Genomic DNA, 18592 nt, shown 5'->3' with positions numbered 1-18592 from the left:
CGCTCGACACGAAAGAAGGAACTCCCATGCAGTCCATGTCCGTTCGTCCCGAGCAGGTCATCGCCCTCTCCGGTCAGATCCGCAACGGCGCCGCCGGCATCCGCACCCGTCTCGACGAGCTCGAGTCGCAGGTCAACGCCCTGCGCGCCTCCTGGGACGGTGAGGCGCAGACCGCCTACGACCAGGCCCAGGCCCAGTGGACCCAGTCCATCACCCGCCTGAACGAGCTGCTCCAGCAGATCGCGGGCAAGACCGACGAGATCGCCCAGGGTTACACCTCGACCGACAAGTCCGCCGCCGGCCGCTTCGTCTGAGTCACCGGAAGCCGGCGGTCGCTGCGGCGGCCGCCGGTTTCTGCGGCCCGCCCGGGCCTCCCCACTTCTGCGTCACGCGCACACATCCGCGCTTCGAGAAACGAGTGAGTCTGATGAACGGTCAGATCGGTTACGACGGCGATCAGGCGCAGCACAACGTCGTGCTGTTGACCGAGGTTCCCGAAGAGATCCCGGCCGCCGACATCATCCGGCAGGTCGACGGCAACTCCGCGGAGGACACCTCCGCCGAGTTCACCCGTCACCTGGAGCAGCGAGCGAGAGAATTGGCGGCGGAGATCGAGAATCTCCGCGGGTGGGTGCTTCTCAACGCCCAGAACCTCGCCCAGGCGGTGGCCGCCCTGCAGGAACGCGACATGATCAACGCCACCGACGCGCAGCAGGCGCTGTCGGTCATCGACTCGGCGTCGCAGCCGGCCTCGTCGGGGGGTTCCTCGCCGGCAGGCGCCGACGGTACGAAAGCATTCCTCTCGGGGCTTCCCCGATGACGCGGGCCCGCAATCGCCGAGCGGTCTGGACCGCGATGGCGGTCATCGCCGCGCTGTTCATCCCTTTTGCGCCCTCACCCGCATTCGCCAAAGACACAGACGCGCAATGGTGGGCCGACGCGTACGGCGTCGATGCGACGCACGCCGCGGGGTTCACGGGCGCAGGCGTCAAAGTGGCTGTCATCGACTCGCAGATCAACCCGAACCTGCCCGTCTTCGCCGGCCGGAACCTCTCGGTCTCCGAGACGCGCGTCTGCGCGACCGGATCCGAACCGGTGTCCGACGTCGCCGACTCGGGGACCATCCACGGGACGACGATGGCGGCCATGATCATCGGCAACGGCACGGGGGCGGGAGAGGTCCGCGGAATCGCTCCGGACGTCGACCTGACGTTCTATGGCCTCGGGCCCAAGAACGGACCGGACTGCGAAGAACCGACGGATGATCGGCTGGGAAACATCGGCACTCTCATGAAGGCGGCCGTCGACGACGGCGCCCAGGTCATCAGCATGTCGTACGGATCGGGGACCCGAGACTACGACGTCCCCGTGATGGCATACGCCCTGGCACGGGGGGTGGCCGTCGTGATCTCGGAGCCGAACTCGTTCGAGATCGCCGCGAGCGCTACCGACATCGCGTCCATGAACGGTGTCGTGGGCGTCAGCGAGGTGAACCGCGCCGGCGAACTCCAGAAGAAACTCGACGGCGACCCCTTCGTCGTGCCGGAGACCACGGTCGTCGCCGCCGGGGCCAATCTGCCCACCGTGGGTGCGCCCAGCGACTGGTCCGCGACCGAGAACGGCTCCGGATCCTCGTTCGCCGCGCCCCTCGTCGCGGGAATGCTCGCGCTTGCGGCGCAGAAATACCCTGAAGCGACGGGGAATCAGCTGGTGCACGCACTCATCGCGAGCACGAACGGGACCGTGCACGAGCCCGTGCGCACGGAAAACGGATACGGGTACGGCGCCGCCTGGTTGCCGACGCTCCTGACGGTCGATCCGCTGCAGTACCCCGACGAGACACCCCTGATGGGAAAACCGCTCGGCACGCCCACAGCCGATCAGATCGCCGAAGCCCGAGCGCAAGGATTCGTCGCTCCCCCCTCCCAGACACAGCGCCGGAACACGTTCGACCGCGATGACATGCAGGAGGCACCGGTCAGCATCATGACCTTCGTGCCGTGGGTCATCGGCCTCCTCATCGTTCTCGTCCTCATCGCCGGGGCGGTCACCGTCTTCGTCATCACTCGCCAACGTCGCCAGACCCGAGAAGGGACCACACCATGACCGGGCCCAACGAACAGCGTCTCATCGACTTCGCCGACACCGGAAGCGCCTGGGACATGCCGGGGAACCTCCCGCTCGTCACCGGGCTGCAGTCGATGAAGCAGGTGCTGCAAAAGATCGCCGAGAACCCCGGTGTGATGGGACAGACCGGGGACGCGGCGAGCAAGCTCTTCGGCGCGGCGGCCGTCGAGGTGCAGGAGCAGATCACCTGGGTCCAGGTCAACGCGGCGATCGTGATCTCCCAGGCGAACTCCGTTCGCGAGCGCGCACGCGAATCCCTGGCCAATCTGCCGCAGGGGTCGATGACCGAGGGGCAAGCAGCGGCCGTCCGAGGGGCGACCGTCGGGGCGACGCTCGTCCTCGGACCCGTCGCCTTCCTCGCGGGCGAGGGAGCCGCAGCCGCGATCAACGGATACCTTTCGAACCAACGTGAAGAGGCCGCCGCGCAGGCCATGTCGACCCATGCCGCCGAGATGGACGAGATCACGCTCAAGGCCCCGCCGAGGTTCCAGCTCGATCGCTCCGGACAGACCAGCTCCGACGACCCAGCGACCGACGGCACGACGTTCAACAGCGGCGGTGGCGGCGGCGGTCGCTCCGGCACGCCCACGTTCCAGCCCGCCCCGATCGGTGGGCCGTCCGGATTCACGCCCGGCGGTGGCGGCGGAGGCGAGCTTCCCGGAGGCGGCGAAGGCCCCGGCGAGTACGGCCCGTTCCACGTCGACGTCCCGCAGGCCAATCTGGGACCGCGGCCCCCCATCGATCTCGGCTCGATCCCGCCGACCCCGACGCCGGACGGCCCGCTCAACGGCTCTCCCACGCTGCCCGGCGTCATCCCGGCGGCTCCGGGAACGGGCGGCCTGACCGGCGGCGCCGGTGCCGGCCTGGGATCCGGCCTCACCGCCGGCCTGGTCGCCGGCGGCGGCGGAGCCGCGGCCCTGGCCAACCTCGCCCGCGGTGCGGGCGCTTCCGGCGGCAGCCTCTTCGGCGGCGGCACCGCGACCTCCGGCACCGCGGCCCGCTCCGGCGGCCTGCTCGGCAAGACCGCGCCCGGCGGATCGGGCCTCGGTGCGCGCGGCGTCGGCGGACTCGCGGGCGGCGGACTGGCCGGCGGCGGCACGGCCGGGAGCGGCACCGGCGGCTCCTCGGCAGCTCGCGGCGCAGGCATGCGCGCGGGCGGTCCAGCAGGCGCGGGTGGTTCGGGCGGGACCGGCGCGACCGGCGCCACGGGTGCGGCCGGTGGTGGCAGCCGCGGCGTCGGAGGCATGGGCGGACCGGGCTCGCGCTCGGATCGCCGCAACGAAGCCGCCCGCGGCCTCGGCGGCCCCATCGCCCCGCGCATGGAGGACGACGAAGAGATCGGCCCCCGCTCCGAGAACGCGCAGGCCGGCGGACGAGACGACTGAGCAGCCGGACCACCGGCCCGAGATCACCGGGCCTCCGGCGCGCCACGAGCGCGACCGGTGCGGCCCCGACGGAGGACACCACGATGACCGACCGCATCTCCGCGGAAGAGGGAGCCCTCGCTCGAGGCTCCCAGGCGGTGAACGGCGCGCACGCCGACATCGCCGACAGCACGCGACGCGTGCTCGCCGAGCTCGACGAGCTGCAGGGACGATGGGTGGGCGAAGCCGCGACCTCGTACGGTGTTCTCGTCAACGAGTGGACGGCGGGCGCGAACCGGCTGAACGACGTGCTGCTCACCCTGAGCGCCGCGCTCCAGGCCACCGCGCGCGATCAGGCCGCCGTCGAAGACGCGCACCGCACGACGATCAGCGGGCTGGACAGCCTGCTGGGAGGACAGTGAGATGGAAGACCTTCGCGTCACCCCTGAATCGCTCCATGCCGCGGCCGCGCGCCTGCGTTCCGAGAGCGCGCGTATCGACGCCGCCCTCGGCGGCCTCGACGCCGAGGTCACCCGCCTGCGCGGGCAGTGGGAAGGCGCCGCGCAGTCGGCGTACGACACCGCGCAGCGCCAGTGGACGACCACCCTCGAGCACATGCGCGACGTCCTCAGCCGCATCGCGAACGCGACCGACGGCATCGCCGACGACTACGTGAGCACCGACCGGGCGTCCGCGACGCGATTCCACTGAGCGAGGGCGTCCGGCACGGGGCGACCTCCCCGGCGACGATAGGATTTCGAGGTCTGACCGCTGGGGGCTTCGGTCCGGGAGAGGGGGCCGCGGATGGCTGACGTCATGAACGCGACGCGTGCATTGCTGCGCTTGTCGGTGCAGAGCGAGGGTCGCCGTCTCGACATCGCCATTCCGGCTCAGGTGCCCGTCATCGAGTTCCTGCCCGGCTTCGCGCGCTCGCTGGGTGTCCTCGACCCGTCGATGACGTCGTCGGGATACGCCCTCCACCGCGCCGACGGCACCGTCGTCGACGTCGCCCGCGGGGCCTCCGCCCAGGGCATCATCGACGGTGAGGTGCTCACGCTCGTCCGCGGCGGGCTCGTCGCCCAGCCCCGGGTCTACGACGACATCGTCGAAGCCGTCATCGACGCCACCGCGCAGCAGAACCGCCCCTGGACCACGCGCGACAACGCGCGCACCGCTCTCGCCGTCAGCCTCGCCCTCCTGGGCGTGTGCGCGATCCTCCTCCTCGCCGCCGGACGCGCCCTCCCCTTCGGCGCGCTCGTGGCCGCCGGCGGCGCGATCGTGCTCCTCGTCGTCTCATCCGTCATCTCCCGGCTCGGCCAGGGCGAGGCGGGCCAGGGCCTCGGGATGGCGGCATCCGTCTTCGCCGCCGTCGCCGGTTACCTGGCCGTCCCGACGGCCTACGAGCTGTGGGGTTGGCCGATGGCCGCCGCCGGCGGCGCGGCCTTTGTCATCGCGGGTGTCGCGCTGGCCCTGTCGCGCGACCGCGCCGAGGTGCAGCTCGCCCCGCTGATCGCGGGCGGCGCGATCGGCGTGACCGGCACGATGTCCGCGTTCTTCCCGCCGGCGATGATCTGGACGCTCATGATCGGTGTCGTCGCCACGCTCGGCGGCGCCCTGCCGTGGCTCGCGCTGGGCACGACCCGGTTGCGCGTCGTCTCGCCGCAGAGCGACGCCGAGATGTTCGCCGATCCCGAGCCGATCGACGCCGACGACGTCGCCGCGCGCGTCGCGCAGGGCAAACGCATCCTCATCGCGCTGCGCCTCGCCCTCGCCGCGGTCGTCCTCGTCGCCACCCCACTGGTCGCGGCGCAGAACGCCACCGGTGCGCTCGTCTGCGCCCTCGCGTTCGCCGGCATGATGTTCCCCTCGCGCCAGACCTTCGCGCGCTCCGGCGTGCTCACGGTGATGGCCACCGGCATCCTGGGTCTGGTGGTCGCGGGAGTCGCGGCGTCGCTCGCGCAGCCGGGACTGCGGATCGGCATCCTCATCGTGCTCGCCGTGGCGACGGTGAGCGTCGTCACCGTCACGCTGCTGGCGCCGAAGACCCGCCTCCGGCTCATCCGCCTCGCCGACACCGCCGAGCTGCTGGTGCTGGCGTCGCTGCTCCCCCTGGCGGTCATCTCGTCCGGACTGGCCTGACATGGCCACCAAGGGCGACCTGATCGAGGCGCAGAACTTCTCGCGCCGTCGTCTGCTCACCGCCTTCGTCAGCGGCGCCCCGGGCGGCAAGGAACTGCAGCCGAGTTCGCCGCTGCGCGCCGTCATCGCCGCGATCGCCCTGACCGTCCTCGTGGTGCTCGTCGGCGTCTTCTACGGCCTCATCCGTCCGGGCCTGCCCACAGGCTGGGAGAACGGCAAGCTGGTGCTCGTCTCCGACACGGGGGCGCGCTTCGTCACCGTCGAGGGGGTGCTGCATCCCGTCATCAACACGGCGAGCGCCCGCCTCCTCCTCCCGGCCAACCAGTACGGCGTGATCTCCACCGATCAGGCCACCCTCGCCGGGACACCGGTGGGCGACACGCTCGGCATCACCGGGGCGCCCGACGAACTGCCCCCGACGTCGGGGCTCATCAACACGGGATGGAGCGCGTGCGTCTCCGACGACGTCGGCGTCGACGTTCGCCTGTCGACGGCGAGCGGCCCCACCCCCGCGACCGACCGCGCCGTGGTGGTGTCGGTCGACGGCATCCTGCACGTCGTCCAGGGCGACCGCAGCTTCGCCGTCTCGAGCACCGACGCCGACGCTGTACTGCGCGCGGCCGGCATCTCGTCGCTCGATCCGATCCCGGTGCCCGCCTCGTGGCTCGACCTCTTCACGGCGGGGACCGCGCTCACCCCCATCACGTTGCAGAACTACGGCGAGGCCGTCCCGGGCACCTCTCTGCGCGCCGGACAGGTGGTGCGGCAGGCGGGAGCCCCCGAAGACGAACGGTTCCTCGTGCAGACCGGCGGCGTGCTCGAGTCGCTCTCTCCCCTGGCCTGGCAGCTGTACCAGCTCGGCAGCGGCAGCGCCCTCGGGGGCCAGGTCACCGAGGTCACCGCCGACGAGATCCGCAGCCTCCCCACCGCGACGCAGGGCCTCGGCGACGAATGGCCCGACACCGGCTTCGAGACGGTCGCCGCGGGCCAACGCCCGTGCGCGGTGCTCACCACCGGCGACAGCGGGGCCGAGACGGCGCTCGCGACCCAGCCGACCTCGACCGCCGTCACCGCCGGCGTCCGCGTCGACCCCAGCCACGGCGCGCTCGTGCGCTCCGGAGGGCGCGGCGACCAGAACGCGAGCATCCTCACGCTCGTGGATGCCACCGGCACCGCCTTCCCGCTCCCGGGAGCGACCGACGAGACGATCGCGCGCCTCGGCTACACCTCCGATCAGATCGGCGCCATCGCCGACGGCTGGACGGCACTGCTGCCCACCGGCCCGTCGCTGAGCGAGGACGCCGCGCAGCGCACGCCGGAGGCGAAGTGACCCGTCGCGGCCCTCGGCGACGTGCGCTCGCGGCGGCGCTCGGCCTCGGCATCCTGTTCAGCGTCGTACCCTCCCCCGCGCACGCCGAGACTCCGATCCTGACCGCCACCACCGACACGCAGTGCACGGCGACCACGCGCGTGCCGCAGGCGCCGCCCGCGCTCGATCGCCTGCAGAGCACCTCGGCGTGGGCGCTCACGCGCGGCGAAGGGGTGACCGTCGCTGTCGTCGACTCGGGTGTGGCGACGAACCCGCACCTCGACGCGGTGGTCGTCCCGGGCGTCAACCTCGTGCCCGACGGCACCGACGCCTCGGGCCGCACCGACCAGCTCGGGCACGGCACCGTCATCGCCGGTCAGATCGCGGCACAGGTCATCTCGGGTTCCGGGGTGCAGGGGCTCGCGCCGGCGGCGAAGATCCTGCCCGTGCGCGTCTACGCGGGCGACTCGAAGGAGCTCGTCGACGCCGGTTTCGGTCCGAACACGCAGCGCATCGCCGACGGCATCCGTGCCGCCGCCGACCGCGGCGCTCAGATCATCAACGTCTCGATGAGCACGACCGAGCGCAACGCCGCTCTCGCCGACGCCGTCGCGTACGCCACCGGACGCGGCAGCCTCGTCGTCGGCAGCGCGGGGAACCGCAGCTCCGTGGCCGCGGTCGAGACCGACGAGACCGACGGTGCACGCTACCCGGCCGGTTTCGCCGAGGCGATCGGGGTGACCGCCACCGACCTCAGCGGATCCGTGACCGAGGCCAGCATCTTCGGACCCCACGTGACCCTGGCCGCGCCTGGTCAGGAGATCGCGTCGGCCTGGCCCCTCGGCGGCGATTGCGTGGTGGCGGCGAGCGAGCCGGCGACCAGCTGGGCCGCCGCGTACGTGTCGGCGGCGGCCGCTCTCGTCGCCTCCGCGCACCCCGATGAGACCCCCGCGCAGTGGGCGTACCGTCTCGAGGCGACCGCGGTGCGCCCGCAGCCCGACGAGCGTTCCGACGTGTCGGGCTGGGGCGTCGTGCAGCCCTACGACGCGCTAGTTCTCGTCCCGGGGACGGGGCTGCGCGGACCCGCCAGTCCCTTCACGTCTGCTTCGCCCTCACCCTCCCCAACGTCGACGTCCGCGGCGGTGTCGATCGTCGTCGGTCCCGGACCGGATGCCGCCGCCCTCACCACCGCGACCGGCATCGGTCTTGCGGGACTCGTCGCGCTCGGCGCGATCGGCGCTCTCGCGATCTTCGTCAGCCGACGCCGCGACGACGCTGCCCCGCGTCGCCCCGCCCCGACCGGGCGCGGCCTGTACCGGGACGAGACCGCCGAGTAGACGGGCGGCGCTCGCGCGTGGCCCGGGGTTTGCGGGTGCGCATGAACCTCGCGGGGGCTGGTGCGCCGGGGCCATCGGGCGGCCGCGGGTTGGCGGGTGCGTCGGGAGCGGAGGGGAATCCGGCACCGGAGGACCGGAACCGGCGGAACCGCCCTCCCCCCGCCGATTCTCCTCCCGCGGGGCGATCCAGCCCGGGCGTCCTACGCGGACGGACCGGCGGGACGCAGCTCGAGGTGCGCGTCGCCGAGGCGGAACCGGCCCGGCACGGGCGCCGTGCCACCCGCGCCGATGCGCTCGGCGCGGCCGTCGTCGTGCACGAGGGTCACGCCGTTGGTGGAGTCGAGGTCGGTCACGGTCCAGCCGGTGACCGTCCAGTCGAGACGCGCGTGCTGCTTCGAGACCGTGCGCGTGGAGTCGACCACCGCGATCGCCTGGACGGATTCATCGGATGCCGCGGGCTTCCGGCCCAGCACGACGGTGCGGCTGGTCAGCGGCACCTGACGACCATCGGGCAGGCCGAGCGTCCACTCGCCGCGGCGGCGCGAACGCGGACGCAGCTGCGTCTGCTCGTCGACCGGCGCGGCGGCCGCCGCGGCTTCCGCGGAGGGCGCGCCCGTGGCATCCGTGGTCTCTTCCACCCGTTCGAGGGTCGGGGGCGCGGTGACCGCGGAGGGCGGGTCGGCGGGAGCGGATGCCGAGACCCCGGCCGCGGGGTCGGATCCGGGGGCACGGGTGATCACCCCGTCGGGTGCGGCGGGATCCGCGGCCTCGAGCGGGTCGGTACGGGCGGGGCCCGCTGTGGAGTCGGACCGGAGCTCGGAGCCGGATGCGGCCGGAGTCGATGCGACGGGGGCCGGAGCAGGCCCGGGCGACGCGGAGGCCGGAGCCGACGCGGTCACAGGGGATGGCGCCGGCGCATCCGCGGGCGACGGCACGGGCTCACCCGCCACCGCGGAGGGCGGCACGTCGTCGGCGGCGCGCGCGGACCGGCGCAGAGAGGTGTGCTCCAACTCGGGCGCGATCTCGACGGGGCCGGGGAGGGTGGGGACGACCGCCGGGGCCTCCGGTTCCGGTACGGAGGAGCGCGACCCGGCCGCCGCCGCGGCGATACCCGGCACCGCGGCGATCGGACCCGCGGGTTCGGCCGACACCTGCGCCTCGGCGGGCGACGGGGCGGTCGGCGCGGGAGAGGCGGCATCCATTGCCTTCGGCCCGGAGGCGAGCAGCGTCGACCAGACCGGCGGGAAGAGCACGGCGAGCGCGGTCGTGCCGGCGCCCCGGCCGGAGGCGGTGCCGATCCGGTGGGCGGCGCGCACCTTGAGCACGAGCGCGTAGACGTTGACGAACGGCACGAGCAGCAGCACGGCGCGGACGGGATCGATGCGTCCGAGGCGGAAGATCTCGGCGTCGTTCACCACCGGCACCCACGCCCGCCACGTCTCGACGCCGCGCGCGTCGAACACCCGCGCGAGACCGATGGCGTACCAGATGTGCAGCGCCACGGCCGGCACGAGGAGCGCCCCCGCGATCGCGGCGATCAGGCTCAGAACCAGCATGCGTCCTCCGTCGACGGTCGCCCTCGACGCTACCGTGCGGCGCGCGCGGATTCAGCCGACGGCCCGGGTCAGGGGGACGGGCGGTGCCGCGGGCGCAGGGTCGAGGTCGACGCGACGTGCTGCGCAGCCGACGCAGCGAACGTAGCGAATGCGCCCCTCGGCGGTGGTGTGCGCGGACTCGGTGCGCCAGGCGTGCTCGTGCGGCGGGGCGCAGACGAGGTGGGGAAGGGTCCGGGGGATGCTCATGGATTCAGCGTGATGTAATGCCGTTATGCATCTCAACCCTTACGGCGAGTACGCGGTCCTCCTCGCCGCCTCGCTCGCGAACGACTGGCCGGTCGACCGCGCGGGGATCGAGGAGCGCACGATCGAAATGGGGATGACGATGCGCTTCCCTGTGGCGGCCGACGATCACCAACGCACGCGCGGCGTCGTCGACGAGTGGTTGCGCGTGGTCGACGAGACGGACCCGGCCGCGCGCGCTGCACTGCTGAACACGCAGATGGCGGCGGTGACGGCGTATCCCCGCCTGACCGACCACGACGGCGAGGGCTGGCACCTCCACTACCGGGACAGCGACGAGGCTCTGCCCCGCGTGCTCGCGGCCGTGATCTCGGTGGGCACCTCGCTGCACCTCGTCACCCGCGGCATGGATCGTCTGGGACGGTGCGCCGCCGCGCCCTGTACACGCGTCGTCGTCGACGTCACCCGCAACGGACGGCAGCGCTACTGCTCGGTGCGCTGCGCGAATCGCGCGGCCGTGCGGCGGCATCGGGCTCGGAGCTGATCCAGGCGGGTGCCCGCCTGTCCGCGGCACGAGCGCGGGCCTCGCCGCCCGAGCACGCGACGGAGACAACCGGACGAATGGCCGCGGCACGACCCCGCCTCGCCGGAACCTCACACGTCCGGTGTGTGCAGCCGCGCGAGGAACCGCTCGACGCGGACGGGGGCCCCACCGCGGTCGAGCAGCGACACCGCGACGATGACCGCGGTCGTCAGCGGGATCGTCCATGCCGCAGGCTGGGCGAAGATCACGCTCCAGCCGCCGCTTCCGCGCAGGGCACCACCCGCCAGCAGCGCGGCCCCGCAGGCCACGGCGCCGACCGCCATGCCCGCCACCGCGCCCCGGGCCGTCAACCGCGGCCACCACACGCCCAGGAGCAGCACCGGCGACAGCGTCGACGCGGCGAACACGAAGACGAGACCGACGCTCGCGACGAGACCGGCGGGCTCGGTCATCAGGGCGACGAGGAGCGGCACGACGGTGCACAGCACGGCGGAGAGGCGGAACGAGCGGACCCCGCCGCCGAAGACGTCCTGGCTGATGACCCCCGCCAGCGACACGACGAGCCCCGACGACGTCGCGAGGAACGCCGCGAACGCCCCCGCCACGAGCAGCGCCGTAAGGAGTTCGCCGATCAGCCCGGGGAACACCCGCGCGGGGAGGGCCAGGACCACCGTGTCGGCGACCCCGGGGACGGCGAGGTCGGGGGCGACGACGCGGGCGATCAGGGCCATGGTCGACGACACCGCGTAGAACGCCCCGATCAGCGCGATGACGACGACCGTCGTGCGGCGTGCCGACGCACCGTTCGGGCTCGTGTAGAACCGCACGAGCACGTGCGGGAGGCCGATGGTGCCCAGCAGCAGCGCGAGCACGAGCGACGTCGTCGCGTAGGCGTCGACCGCGCCCGGTCCAGCGTCGACCGGGAACACGGCGACGGGGTCGACCTCGCGCGCCCCGCCCGACAGCGCCACCAGCAGGAACACGGCGGGCACGAGCAGGGCCGTGAGCTTCAGCCAGTACTGGAACGCCTGCACCGCGGTGATCGCGCGCATACCGCCGGCGGCGACGATCCCCGCCACGAGCACCGCGACCACCACTCCCCCGGTCCAGGGCGGGACGTCGGCGACCACGCCGAGCGCCAGGGCGGCCCCGTGCAGCTGCGGGACGATGTACAACCACCCGATGACGAGCACCACGAGGCTGGTCACCCGCCGCGCGCCGCGCGACTCGAGACGCGCCTCGACGAAGTCCGGGATCGTGTAGGCACCGCTGCGCCGCAACGGCGCCGCGACGAACAGCAGCACCAGCAGGTAGCCGGCCGCGTACCCGATCGGGAACCAGAACCCCTCCGCCCCCGACAACAGGACGAGGCCGGCGAGCCCGAGGAAGGTCCCGGCCGAGAGGTACTCGCCGCTGATCGCCGAGGCGTTCCAGACGCTGCCGACGCTGCGGGACGCGACGAAGAAATCGCTCCGCGTCCGCGACGAACGGATGCCGGCGAAGCCCAGGACGGCGGTCGTCACCACGAGCGCCCCCACCGCGGCGAGGTCGAACAGCGGGTTCACGGCCCCTTCCCCGGGTCGGCCAGCTGACGGTAGCGCCGCTCGTTGCGAGCCGCGGCGCGCGCGTAGATCAGACCGAAGGCGAGGATCACCGGGTAGAAGCCGTAGGCGTGCAGCAGCCACGACAGCGGCACCGCCCCCACCACCGGGTCGCCGAGCGCGGGCAGGGCCGCGATGACACCCGTGAGCGCCCCCGCGACCACGAGGAACGCCGAGACGCAGCCCACCGCCAACCGCAGCTGCGCGCGCACCAGTCCCCTAGAGAACACCGCGTCGGCCTCATCCGCCGCCCGGCCGGGCAGGGCGAGCCCCCGCGTCGCCGGTCGCGACACCCTCCCCGCGGTGGATGCCGTGACCCGCACGCGCGGCAGCGGACGCGGTTCCGGGGTCATGGCATCCCATCGTGGCATCCGGATGCCGCCGGGTCGACGTCGCTCACCGCAGCAGCGCCTCGCGGACCGACGACACCAGTCGCCGGCTGACCGGGAGCTCGATCTCGGCCAGCATGACGGTGGGCGCGGCCCCCGCCAGGCGCACCTCCGTGACGGCGTCGCGGTGCACGAGGTACGAGCGGTGCACGCGCACGAACCCGGCGTCCGCCCAGCGGTCCGCGAGCTCCGACAGGGGGACCCGCACGAGGTGGTCGCCGCCGGCGGTGTACAGCCGCGAGTAGTCGCCGTTCGCCTGCACCCAGCGCACCTCGGCCCGCCGCACGAGACGGGTGGTCGAGCCGACCGTGACGGGGATCGTCTCGTCGCCTGCGGTGTCGGTCCCGGCCGCCAGGGCACGGCCGAGCGCGCGGTACAGCCGTTCGGTGCGCACGGGCTTCAAGACGTAGTCGACCGCCTCCAGATCGAAGGCGCGCACGGCGCCGGAGTCGTCGGCCGTGACGAACACGACCGCGGGACGCACGCGCAGACCGCCCAGGGCGCGCGCGAGGTCGAAACCGCTGAGCCCGGGCATGTGGATGTCGAGGAACGCGACGGCCACCCCGCCTCGCTCGAGAACGCGCAGGGCCTCGGCTCCCCCGCTCGCCGCATGGACGACCGAGACGCGCGGATCGGCCGACAGCAACGCCGACAACTCGCGCAGCGCCGGGGCCTCGTCGTCGGCGACCAGCACCTCGACCCTCACGCGCGCGCCGTCTCGTGTCGGGGCTGCGATTTGGGGACGCGCACACGGACCGACATCCCCGAGCCGACGTTGGTGTCGATCACCAGACCCCCGCCCGCGCCGTAGAGCTGGCGGAGGCGGGCGTCGACGTTGCGCAGCCCCACGTGCGGCGAGGGCGCGTCGAGATCGAGCAGCGCCGCGAGCTGCTCGGGGTCCATCCCGACGCCGTCGTCGTCGACGATCACCTCGGTGTGCGTGCCGTCGTCGATCGAGGACACTGTCAGCACCCCGCCGCGCTCGCCGGGTTCCAGACCGTGGCGCACGGCGTTCTCGACCAGCGGCTGCACCGAGAGGAACGGGATGACGGTCGACAGGGTCTCGGGCGCGATGCGCAGGCGCACCGTGAGTCGATCGCCGAAGCGCGCGCGCTCCAGCTCGAGGTACGAGTGGATGCTGCGCAACTCCTCCGACAGGGTCGTGAACTCCCCCTGCCGACGGAACGAGTAGCGCGTGAAGTCCGCGAACTCCAGGACCAGGTCGCGCGCCCGGGGAGGGTCGGTGGAGATGAACGACGCGATCGCGGTGAGGGCGTTGTAGATGAAGTGCGGGCTGATCTGGGCCCGCAGCGCCTTCAGCTCCGCCTCGGCGAGGGCCGCGCGCGAGGCGTCGAGGCCGGTGAGCTCGATCTGCGCGGCGCACCAATCGGCGACGTCGCCGGTGGCCCGTACGAGCGGGGCGCGAGCCTGGGCCGCGAAGGCGACGACCGCGCCCCAGACCCGCCCGTCGACGACGATCGGTGCGCCGACGGCCGCCCCGCCCGCCTCGGAGAACACCTGACGCCGTCCCGACTCGTAGACTCGTCCGGCCACCCGCCGGGCGGCACCTGCGAGCGCCTCGGGCCCGTCGAGGGCCACGCGGTCGGCCGCCGACTCCACGATCGCCACCGCATCCGCCGCGAGCAGCGTGCGCAGGTGCGTGGCCGCGCGAGCGGTGTCTGGCTCGTCGCGCCCGCCGCGCAGCGCCGCGGCGGCGGCGGCGGCGACGTGCAGCGTACGGTGCGTCGCCCGCTCGGCGTCGCTCCCCAGATCGCGTGAGCCCAGGGCGTAGCGCCGCGCGAACACGAGAGCGAGCGTCACCGCGGCCCCGACGACCGCACCCGCGGCTCCCGCGAGCAACGGCGCATCGAGCATGGGGGAAGCCTAGTCAGCAGCAGCGGGCGCCGGGGTTGCGGTCCTGCTCCCGGGCGCGCTGCCGCCAGAACTGCCGCTCGGTGAGGGGCTCGGCCTCCGGATGATGCGCCCGAAGGTGCGTGACGTAGACGTCGTAGGCGCGATCGCCCATGAGGGTGGTGACGTACCATCGGACGCCGCGGCCCGCGCGCGCGAGGCGCGCCCCCAAGCTCTTCCGCGCGCGCGGGGCCGTGGCATCCGGGATCGACGTGCGCTGCATCAGTGGTGCGCCGAGGTGGTCGGACGGTCGGGGTGGTCGGCGGGCAGGGCCTCCCACTGCTTCTCGATCTCGCGCTCCTCCGCCGTGGCGAGGAAGCCCGCGGCGGCGAACCGGCGCGAGGGCACCGGGGCGTCCTCGAGGTTGTCGCCGCCTCCGGCGCGCAGCGCCTTGACCGTCACGATCACCGCCATGACGATCACGATGATCGCCAGGGTCACGAAGATCACCGACAGCACGCCCTGCACGAAGGTGTTGCGCACGACCGCCTCCATCGCCGCGACGCTCTTCGCCGTGCCGAACTCGGTCTTGCCCTCGGCCAACGCGCCGCGGAAGGCGAAGTGGTTGGCCCAGTATCCGACCGCCGGGACCGGCGAGAAGATCTTGTACATGGATGCCGTGATCGTCACGACCGCGGCGAAGGCGAGCGGCACCGCGACGATCCAGAGCCAGCGGAAGTACGAGCGGCCGCGCTTGGCGACGATCGCGAGCACCACGGCGAGCGCGATCGCGGCGAGCAGCTGGTTGGCGATGCCGAACAGCGGGAAGAAGGTGTTGATGCCTCCGAGCGGGTCGGTCACGCCGAGGATGAGGATCGAGCCCCAACCGGCGACCATGATCGCCGTGCAGATCCAGGCGCCGGGCCGCCACGACAGGTCCTTGAACTTCGGGAGGACGGTGCCGATCGAGTCCTGGAGCATGAAGCGGGCGACGCGGGTGCCGGCATCCACCGCCGTCAGGATGAACAGGGCCTCGAACATGATCGCGAAGTGGTACCAGAACGCCATCATCGCCTGACCGCCGAGGGCCTGCTGCATGATGTGCGCGAGACCGAGCGCGAGGGTCGGGGCGCCGCCGGTGCGCGAGACGATGGAGCTCTCGCCGACCGCGGCGGCGGTGGAGGTGAGCATGTCGGGCGTGAGGTTGACGCCCGCCAGGCCCAGGCCGTTCACGAAGGCGACGGCCCCCTCGACGGTGCCGAGGGTCGCGGCGGGCGAGGAGTTCATCGCGAAGTAGATGCCGCGGTCGATCGACAGGGCCGCCACCAGCGCCATGATCGCGACGAAGGACTCCATGAGCATGCCGCCGTAACCGATGAAGCGCGTCTGACGCTCCTTCTCGACGAGCTTCGGGGTCGTCCCGGAGGCGATCAGCGCGTGGAACCCGCTCAGGGCGCCGCACGCGATCGTGACGAAGAGGAACGGGAAGATCGGGCCGCTGAAGACCGGTCCGGTCTGCCCGCCGGCGAACTCGCTGAACGCGGGCACCGAGATCTCGGGACGCACGAGCACGATGGCCCCGGCGAGCATGACGATCACGCCGACCTTCATGAAGGTGGACAGGTAGTCGCGCGGGGCGAGGAGCAGCCACACCGGCAGCACGGCGGCGACGAAGCCGTAGATGATGATGCCCCACGCGATCACGGTGCGGTCGAGGTGGAAGGCCGCGTAACCCCATTCGGTCGAGGCGACCCAGCCGCCGGCGACGATCGCGGCGATCAGCAGGACGAAGCCGATGATCGAGATCTCGGTGATGCGGCCCGGGCGGATGTAGCGCAGGTACAGGCCCATGAACAGCGCGATCGGAATGGTCATCGACACGCTGAACACGCCCCACGGACTCTCGCCGAGGGCGTTGACGACCACCAGCGCGAGGATCGCCACGATGATCAGCATGATGAGCAGGCTCGCGAGGATCGCGGCGGTGCCGCCGATCCTGCCGAGCTCGTCGCGCGCCATCTGGCCGATCGTGCGGCCGCCGCGGCGCATCGAGAAGAAGAGCACGAGGTAGTCCTGCACCGCGCCGGCGAGGATCACGCCGACGATGATCCAGATGGTGCCCGGCAGGTAGCCCATCTGCGCGGCGAGCACGGGACCGACGAGAGGACCGGCACCGGCGATGGCGGCGAAGTGGTGGCCGTAGAGCACGCGCCGGTCGGTGGGGACGTAGTCCTTGCCGTCCTGCTTGCGCTCGGCGGGGGTCGCCCGGCGGTCGTCGGGGCGCGTGATGTAGCGCTCGATGACCTTCGAGTAGAAGCGATAGCCGATCAGATAGGTGCAGACGGCGGCGAAGACGAACCAGATGGCGTTCACCGTCTCGCCGCGCACGATCGCGAGCATGGTCCAGCCGAGACCACCCAGGAGAGCGATGCCGATCCACAGGGCGATCTTCGCGGGTGTCCACCTGCTGCGGAGCTTCTCGGGTGGGACGGCGACCGGGGGGAGGTTCGGGTCGGTGACGACGTCGTCGTCGACGGATGCGCTCATGGTGTCTCCTGTTCGCGCCACTGCGGACTCGGGAAGGCTAAGCGGATGCCGAGCCCCGAGCCCGCGGCATCCCTCCCGCGTGCGATGAGCGGCGCGATCGGTGCGACGAGCGGTCCTACCCGCTCGACACGGGAGCGCGCAGGGGATGGCGGAACACGGCGCGCCCCGCCTACGTTGCTGTGGAGACCGACGACAGGAGACGCCGATGGCCGATGAACTGACCGTGACCCGTAACGACGAGGAACGCCGCTACGAGATCCACGTGGGCGACGAGCTCGGCGGATTCCTCGAGTTCCGCCCCGCGGGCGAGGATCGCGTCAACCTCCCGCACACCGAGGTCGACCCGGCCTTCAAGGGGCGGGGCCTGGGCTCGACGCTCGCGAGCGAGGCCCTGTCGGATCTCGCGCGCCGCGGGGGCAGCGTCATCCCCTCGTGCCCGTTCGTCGCGCACTACCTCCGCGAGCACGACGTGCCGGGGCTCGTGGTCGAGTGGCCCGACGAGGACGACGCCGCCGACTCCGCGGGGTCCGGCGAACCGTCGTGACCCGCCTGGACGTCGCGCCCCCGGAGTCGGAGGGCCCGGTCGCCTGCGACGGACCGCGCGCCCTCGTCGTGGAGGCGCGCGAGGTCCCACTCGGCGGGGTCCGCGGGATGGAGGTGCATCGCACCCTCCCCCACCGTGCCCTGCCGATGGTGGGCGCGTGGTGCTTCCTCGACCGCTTCGGACCGCAGGACACGCTCATGCGCGTCGAGCCGCATCCGCACATCGGGCTGCAGACGGTGACCTGGCCGATCGTCGGCGAGGTGCGTCACCGGGATGCCGTCGGCAGTGACGTGGTCGTACGGCCGGGGGCGCTGAACCTCATGACGAGCGGTGCCGGTATCGCCCACTCGGAGTACTCGGTCGGCGAGGGACCGATCCCCCTGGATGCCCTTCAGCTGTGGGTCGCCCTCCCCGAGGCGCGCCGCCACGGCTCCCCCGCCTTCGAACGGCACGAGGACCTCCCCGTGCTCGACCTCGGCGACGGTGCCGACGCCGTCGTGGTGATGGGCGATCTGGGCGGGGTCGTCTCGCCCGCGACCGTCCACACCCCGATCGTGGGCGCCGAGCTGCGCCTCCCCGCCGGCGTCGACGTCCGCCTCCCCCTGCACCCGCACTGGGAGTACGCGCTGTCCGGCATCACCGGCGTCGCCGTCGTGGAGACGGGGATGGATGCCGTCGACGCCGACGCCGCGCGACGCTCCGCCCCCGCGATCGAGCCGGGGCACACGGCATCCGTCGATCACACCCGGCTCGTCTACCTCGGCAAGGGCCGCGACCACGTGGTGGTCCGCAGCGACGAGGGCGCGCGCCTCTTCCTGCTGGGCGGAGAGCCGTTCGAGGCCGACATCGTCATGTGGTGGAACTTCGTCGGCCGCACCCACGACGAGATCGTCGAGGCGCGCGAGGCGTGGGAGGCGCACGCCGACCGCTTCGGCGCGGTCGTCGACCACGGCCCCGAGCGCATCCCCGCGCCCCCGCTGCCCGCGGTACGGCTGACCCCGCGTCGGCGGCGCTGAAGCCGGGCCTGCGAACGGACGCGGC

The 18592-nt window shown here is 72.7% G+C and carries 20 protein-coding genes; 12 read left to right on the top strand and 8 right to left on the bottom strand.

Annotation, left to right across the window (positions count from 1 at the left end):
• Positions 1 to 26 precede the first annotated feature (26 nt).
• From Q9R20_RS07680 to Q9R20_RS07640, 9 genes are all read left to right on the top strand, one after another.
• Complete coding sequence (locus tag Q9R20_RS07680) at positions 27 to 314, top strand: WXG100 family type VII secretion target (RefSeq protein ID WP_295839348.1); 288 nt, start codon at positions 27 to 29, stop codon at positions 312 to 314.
• A 113-nt stretch (positions 315 to 427) separates the two neighbouring features.
• On the top strand, positions 428 to 820 hold the full coding sequence (locus Q9R20_RS07675) for a hypothetical protein (RefSeq protein ID WP_311248782.1): 393 nt from the start codon (positions 428 to 430) through the stop codon (positions 818 to 820).
• Positions 817 to 2106, top strand: a complete 1290-nt coding sequence (locus Q9R20_RS07670) for a S8 family serine peptidase (RefSeq protein WP_311248781.1) — start codon at positions 817 to 819, stop codon at positions 2104 to 2106. The genes Q9R20_RS07675 and Q9R20_RS07670 overlap by 4 nt, the downstream gene beginning before the upstream one ends.
• On the top strand, positions 2103 to 3512 hold the full coding sequence (locus Q9R20_RS07665) for a hypothetical protein (RefSeq protein ID WP_311248780.1): 1410 nt from the start codon (positions 2103 to 2105) through the stop codon (positions 3510 to 3512). The genes Q9R20_RS07670 and Q9R20_RS07665 overlap by 4 nt, the downstream gene beginning before the upstream one ends.
• Positions 3513 to 3595: 83 nt before the next feature.
• The gene (locus Q9R20_RS07660; RefSeq protein WP_295839352.1) at positions 3596 to 3913 is read left to right on the top strand and encodes a WXG100 family type VII secretion target; all 318 of its coding nucleotides are present in this window, start codon (positions 3596 to 3598) and stop codon (positions 3911 to 3913) included.
• 1 nt (position 3914) lies between these two features.
• Positions 3915 to 4202 carry a WXG100 family type VII secretion target gene (locus Q9R20_RS07655; RefSeq protein WP_311248779.1) on the top strand — a complete coding sequence of 96 codons (288 nt, stop codon included), beginning with the start codon at positions 3915 to 3917 and terminating at the stop codon, positions 4200 to 4202.
• Positions 4203 to 4295: 93 nt separating this feature from the next.
• The gene (gene eccD, locus Q9R20_RS07650) at positions 4296 to 5630 is read left to right on the top strand and encodes a type VII secretion integral membrane protein EccD (protein ID WP_311248778.1); all 1335 of its coding nucleotides are present in this window, start codon (positions 4296 to 4298) and stop codon (positions 5628 to 5630) included.
• 1 nt (position 5631) lies between these two features.
• Positions 5632 to 6960 carry a type VII secretion protein EccB gene (gene eccB / locus Q9R20_RS07645; protein ID WP_311248777.1) on the top strand — a complete coding sequence of 443 codons (1329 nt, stop codon included), beginning with the start codon at positions 5632 to 5634 and terminating at the stop codon, positions 6958 to 6960.
• Positions 6957 to 8276 carry a S8 family serine peptidase gene (locus tag Q9R20_RS07640; RefSeq protein WP_311248776.1) on the top strand — a complete coding sequence of 440 codons (1320 nt, stop codon included), beginning with the start codon at positions 6957 to 6959 and terminating at the stop codon, positions 8274 to 8276. The genes eccB and Q9R20_RS07640 overlap by 4 nt, the downstream gene beginning before the upstream one ends.
• A gap of 200 nt (positions 8277 to 8476) precedes the next feature.
• On the opposite strand, the gene Q9R20_RS07635 is transcribed toward Q9R20_RS07640, so the two are convergent.
• Positions 8477 to 9832, bottom strand: coding sequence for a DUF5684 domain-containing protein (locus Q9R20_RS07635; RefSeq protein WP_311248775.1), 1356 nt, complete (start codon positions 9830 to 9832; stop codon positions 8477 to 8479).
• Positions 9833 to 9883: 51 nt separating this feature from the next.
• A complete protein-coding gene (locus tag Q9R20_RS07630) occupies positions 9884 to 10078 on the bottom strand; it encodes a hypothetical protein (RefSeq protein ID WP_311248774.1) in 195 nt (64 codons plus the stop codon).
• 25 nt (positions 10079 to 10103) lie between these two features.
• Here Q9R20_RS07630 and Q9R20_RS07625 point away from each other — a divergent pair, with 25 nt between their 5' ends.
• The gene (locus tag Q9R20_RS07625; RefSeq protein ID WP_311248773.1) at positions 10104 to 10619 is read left to right on the top strand and encodes a CGNR zinc finger domain-containing protein; all 516 of its coding nucleotides are present in this window, start codon (positions 10104 to 10106) and stop codon (positions 10617 to 10619) included.
• Between the two features lie 110 nt (positions 10620 to 10729).
• Here Q9R20_RS07625 and Q9R20_RS07620 read toward each other — a convergent pair whose 3' ends face one another.
• Genes Q9R20_RS07620 through Q9R20_RS07595 form a run of 6 tightly spaced genes read right to left on the bottom strand, consistent with a single transcriptional unit; the run spans position 10730 to position 17007 of the window.
• Positions 10730 to 12184, bottom strand: a complete 1455-nt coding sequence (locus Q9R20_RS07620; RefSeq protein ID WP_311248772.1) for a cation acetate symporter — start codon at positions 12182 to 12184, stop codon at positions 10730 to 10732.
• On the bottom strand, positions 12181 to 12573 hold the full coding sequence (locus Q9R20_RS07615) for a heavy metal transporter (RefSeq protein ID WP_311248771.1): 393 nt from the start codon (positions 12571 to 12573) through the stop codon (positions 12181 to 12183). The genes Q9R20_RS07620 and Q9R20_RS07615 overlap by 4 nt, the downstream gene beginning before the upstream one ends.
• A 43-nt stretch (positions 12574 to 12616) precedes the next feature.
• Positions 12617 to 13315, bottom strand: coding sequence for a LytTR family DNA-binding domain-containing protein (locus Q9R20_RS07610; RefSeq protein WP_311248770.1), 699 nt, complete (start codon positions 13313 to 13315; stop codon positions 12617 to 12619).
• Positions 13312 to 14484 (bottom strand): histidine kinase, encoded by a 1173-nt coding sequence (locus Q9R20_RS07605; protein WP_311248769.1) that lies wholly within the window; start codon positions 14482 to 14484, stop codon positions 13312 to 13314. Before Q9R20_RS07605 ends, Q9R20_RS07610 begins: the two co-directional genes overlap by 4 nt.
• 13 nt (positions 14485 to 14497) lie before the next feature.
• Positions 14498 to 14743, bottom strand: coding sequence for a YbdD/YjiX family protein (locus Q9R20_RS07600; RefSeq protein WP_311248768.1), 246 nt, complete (start codon positions 14741 to 14743; stop codon positions 14498 to 14500).
• Positions 14743 to 17007, bottom strand: a complete 2265-nt coding sequence (locus tag Q9R20_RS07595; protein ID WP_311248767.1) for a carbon starvation CstA family protein — start codon at positions 17005 to 17007, stop codon at positions 14743 to 14745. Before Q9R20_RS07595 ends, Q9R20_RS07600 begins: the two co-directional genes overlap by 1 nt.
• A gap of 205 nt (positions 17008 to 17212) precedes the next feature.
• On the opposite strand from Q9R20_RS07595, the gene Q9R20_RS07590 reads away from it, so the two are divergent.
• Positions 17213 to 17551, top strand: a complete 339-nt coding sequence (locus Q9R20_RS07590; RefSeq protein WP_311248766.1) for a GNAT family N-acetyltransferase — start codon at positions 17213 to 17215, stop codon at positions 17549 to 17551.
• A complete protein-coding gene (locus Q9R20_RS07585) occupies positions 17548 to 18567 on the top strand; it encodes a pirin family protein (RefSeq protein ID WP_311248765.1) in 1020 nt (339 codons plus the stop codon). Before Q9R20_RS07590 ends, Q9R20_RS07585 begins: the two co-directional genes overlap by 4 nt.
• Positions 18568 to 18592 lie beyond the last annotated feature (25 nt).

Source organism: Microbacterium sp. PRF11, assembly GCF_031844085.1.
Lineage (GTDB): Bacteria > Actinomycetota > Actinomycetes > Actinomycetales > Microbacteriaceae > Microbacterium.
The sequence above is the reverse complement of the archived record's forward strand: the minus strand, read 5'-3'. Positions and strand labels throughout refer to the sequence as shown.

Coding starts and splice junctions, on each gene's coding strand:
- Q9R20_RS07655 (WP_311248779.1), top strand. CDS start 3,915: ATGGAAGACCTTCGCGTCACCCCTGAATCGCTCCATGCCGCGGCCGCG.
- Q9R20_RS07605 (WP_311248769.1), bottom strand. CDS start 14,484: ATGCTCGATGCGCCGTTGCTCGCGGGAGCCGCGGGTGCGGTCGTCGGG.
- Q9R20_RS07675 (WP_311248782.1), top strand. CDS start 428: ATGAACGGTCAGATCGGTTACGACGGCGATCAGGCGCAGCACAACGTC.
- Q9R20_RS07665 (WP_311248780.1), top strand. CDS start 2,103: ATGACCGGGCCCAACGAACAGCGTCTCATCGACTTCGCCGACACCGGA.
- Q9R20_RS07590 (WP_311248766.1), top strand. CDS start 17,213: ATGGCCGATGAACTGACCGTGACCCGTAACGACGAGGAACGCCGCTAC.
- Q9R20_RS07670 (WP_311248781.1), top strand. CDS start 817: ATGACGCGGGCCCGCAATCGCCGAGCGGTCTGGACCGCGATGGCGGTC.
- Q9R20_RS07600 (WP_311248768.1), bottom strand. CDS start 14,743: ATGCAGCGCACGTCGATCCCGGATGCCACGGCCCCGCGCGCGCGGAAG.
- Q9R20_RS07660 (WP_295839352.1), top strand. CDS start 3,596: ATGACCGACCGCATCTCCGCGGAAGAGGGAGCCCTCGCTCGAGGCTCC.
- Q9R20_RS07625 (WP_311248773.1), top strand. CDS start 10,104: ATGCATCTCAACCCTTACGGCGAGTACGCGGTCCTCCTCGCCGCCTCG.
- Q9R20_RS07595 (WP_311248767.1), bottom strand. CDS start 17,007: ATGAGCGCATCCGTCGACGACGACGTCGTCACCGACCCGAACCTCCCC.
- Q9R20_RS07635 (WP_311248775.1), bottom strand. CDS start 9,832: ATGCTGGTTCTGAGCCTGATCGCCGCGATCGCGGGGGCGCTCCTCGTG.
- eccD (WP_311248778.1), top strand. CDS start 4,296: ATGGCTGACGTCATGAACGCGACGCGTGCATTGCTGCGCTTGTCGGTG.
- Q9R20_RS07630 (WP_311248774.1), bottom strand. CDS start 10,078: ATGAGCATCCCCCGGACCCTTCCCCACCTCGTCTGCGCCCCGCCGCAC.
- eccB (WP_311248777.1), top strand. CDS start 5,632: ATGGCCACCAAGGGCGACCTGATCGAGGCGCAGAACTTCTCGCGCCGT.
- Q9R20_RS07615 (WP_311248771.1), bottom strand. CDS start 12,573: ATGACCCCGGAACCGCGTCCGCTGCCGCGCGTGCGGGTCACGGCATCC.
- Q9R20_RS07680 (WP_295839348.1), top strand. CDS start 27: ATGCAGTCCATGTCCGTTCGTCCCGAGCAGGTCATCGCCCTCTCCGGT.